This window comes from Rhodoferax sp. GW821-FHT10B06, from assembly GCF_059415605.1.
In genome coordinates, this window is sequence record NZ_JBWKNO010000035.1 from 1 (window position 1) to 3,117 (window position 3,117).

Annotated in this window: 1 protein-coding gene; it reads left to right on the forward strand. The window is 68.2% G+C overall.

All coding sequences use genetic code 11. From position 1 onward, the window contains the following. Nucleotides 1-112: 112 nt before the first annotated feature. A partial coding sequence (locus tag AC07O2_RS25905; RefSeq protein WP_495234986.1) for a type VI secretion system Vgr family protein occupies nucleotides 113-3,117 on the forward strand: 3,005 nt, incomplete at its 3' end.

Here is a 3,117-nt window from a genome sequence, read left to right on the forward strand (position 1 = left end):
GGACAAGCGGTTACAGCTGCTTTCGTAAATTGCCTAGGCGCACGGGATAGGGGCGCATTTCGCGGCAAACTGCGGCCCTCCACAAGGCCCCTTGCCACCGCACGCCCACCCCATGCCCACCGATTTGACCGCCCTGCTCCAAGCATTCACCAGCACGAGCCGCCTGTACGAGTTGACCCTGGGCGCGCCAGAAGCCGCCTCCAGTAAGACCCCCAGCCTGCTGGTAGAAGCCTTCGCGGCCAGCGAGTCGCTGCACAGCGTAGGCAGCCGCGACATCATCGCCCTGAGCACCCAGGCCGACATCGCCACCGACCAACTGCTGGGCCAACGCGCCAGCCTGCAGACCAGCCTGTCGGACGGCAGCCGCACCCCCTTCACCGGCCTGGTGGTGCAAGCCGCCCAGCTGGGCAGCTTTGGCGGCCTGGCCCGCTACCACCTGCGCGTGGCACCCTGGATCTGGCTGCTGGGCCAGTCGCGCAGCAGCCGGGTCTGGCAAGACATGTCCACCACCCAGATCGTGGACGCCGTCTTCCAAAGCTACCAGGCCGTGGCCGCCTGGCGCTGGAGCGACGAGGTGGCCCCCTTTCTGCGCAACACCCCACCCCGCAGCTACTGCGTGCAGTACCGAGAAACCGACCTGGCCTTCGTCTCCCGCCTGCTGGCCGAAGAAGGCCTGGGCTGGCGTATCGAGGAAAGTGAGGAAAGCGACTCCGCCCCCAGCAGCCACCAGTTGGTGCTCTTCGCCGACTCCAGCCAGACCAGCGCCTGCCCCGAAGACGCCACCAGCGCCCACGCCCTGGGTGGCGCCGGCATCCGCTTCCACGGCGCCAGCGCGCTGGAAGAACAAGACGCCATCCAGGCCCTGGTGCACAGCAGCAGCCTGCCCCCGGCCCGCCTCAGCCTGCAAAGCTTTGACTACAAAGCCAAGGCCTCCAGCAGCGTCAGCATCCCCCTCTTCCCCAGCAACGTCCCCTTCAGCGGCGGCCCCAACGCCCCCCAGCTGGAGAGCTATGACAGCCCCGGCAGCTACGCCTTTGCCGACGCCGCCCAGGCCCGCGCCGCCGCCGACCGCATCGCCCAGGCCCACCACAGCCAGCGCAGCCGCTGGCAGGGCCGCAGCACCGTGCGCACCCTGCGCCCCGGCACCCGCTTCGCCCTGGTGGGCAGCCCGCGCCAGATGTCTGGCACCGGCAACGCAACCAACACCGACAACAGCAACCCCAACAGCAACCAAGACCCCGAACTGCTGGTGCTCGGCGTCACCAGCATCGGCATCAACAACCTGCCCCGCCCGGCCCAGGAAGCTCTTGCCGAGCTGTTCGGCCCGGTGCCGCAGCTGCTGAGCGAGCTTCTGCAGCAGTTTTCCATTCAAGACAAAACAGCCTCTAGCGCAGATTTCACCTGCGCAAGCAGCTATGAACTCGATAGCACCCGTGTGGAGTTGATCCCCACCTCCGCCCTCATCGCCCAGGCCCAGAAGCTGGGCTACGCCAACCGCTTCGAAGCCATCGCCGCCCAACAACCCTGGCGCCCGGTGCTGGCCGATGGCACCGGCCTGCGGCTGAACCCGCGCCCCACCGCCTGGGGCAGCCAGACCGCCATCGTCATCGGCGCCCAGGGCGAGACAGTCCCCAGCGGGGCGGACGAGACCTTTACCGACCGCCTGGGGCGCATCCGCATCCGCTTCCACTGGCAGGGCCAGGGCAGTGATGACGCTAGTGACGACGCCCGCACCTGCTGGGTCCGCGTACTGCAGCGCAGCGCGGGCGGAGGAAGTGGTGCCGGCATGGGCGTGCAGTTCATCCCCCGCATCGGCCAGGAGGTGCAGGTGCAGTTTCTGGAAGGCGATATCGACCGCCCCATCGCAGTGGCGGCCCTCTACAACGGCCAGGGCGAAGGCGGTGTGCTGCCCTCCCCCGGCGGTGCCCAGGACGCCGATGCCGACACCAGCGTGTTCGACGCCGCCAGCGACACCCGCTACAGCGGCCAGGGCAATCTGGTCGGCACGGGCTCGGGCGGGCACAGCCCCGTCTGGCATGGCGCTGCGGCAGGCAGTGGACCGTCTGGCCAACGCAACGCCAGTGCCCAGTGGGGTATCCGCAGCAAGGAATATGGTGGTACCGGCTACAACCAGCTGGTGTTTGACGACACAGACGGCCAAGGTCCCCAGGGCAGGATCCAGCTCAAAACCACGCAAGCCGCCACCGAGCTCAACCTGGGCCATCTGCTGCACACCGCAGACAACTACCGGGGCAGCCTGCGCGGCACCGGCACCGAGCTGCGTACCGACGCCTATGGCGCCATCCGCGCCGGCGCCGGCCTGCTCATCAGCAGCTATGCACTGCAGCACAGCGCCAGCCGCCGCGACCCGGCCGGCGACAACAGCGCAGGCATGGCCCTGCTCAAACAGGCCAGCACCCTGGCCGCCTCCTTCAGCCAGGCCGCCACCACGCACCAGACAGTCGCCCTGGCCAGCCATGTGGGCAGCACAAAAGCCAACGCCAGCGCACTCAACGACCAAGCCGCCCCCCTGCAAGCCCTGTACACCGCCGCCAGCGGCATGCTGGACCCGGCCAGCCTGGCCCAGGCCCAAAGTGACGCCGCCACCAAAAGCACCCAGGCCAGCGACGGCAAACTACCGCACAGCACCGACGCAGTACTGGGCATTGCCGCACGCGGCGGCCTGGGCGTGGTCGCCGGACAGAACATCCAGCTCAACAACGGCGAGACCACCAGCCTGATGAGCGGCCAGGACAGCCAATTCGCCAGTGGCGGCCAGCTGCGCGTGCACACCGGCCAGGCCATCGGCATGCTGGCCGGGGCCGTCAAAGCAGGAACCAACAACACCGGCCTGCAGCTCATCGCCGCCAAGGACGACATCGACCTGCAGGCCCAGGCGGGGGAACTCAAAGTCCAGGCCAAGGGCCAGGTGGATGTAATAAGTGCCAACGCCCATATTGACTGGGCCGCAGCCAAGCGCATCCGCATCGCTACCGCCGCGGGGGCGAGTATCACCATTGAGGGTGGGAACATCACCACCACCGCACCGGGGCAGATTACGGTGCATGCTTCGCAGAAGGTGTTTGAGGGGCCGGGGCGGGTGGGGTATCCGCTGCC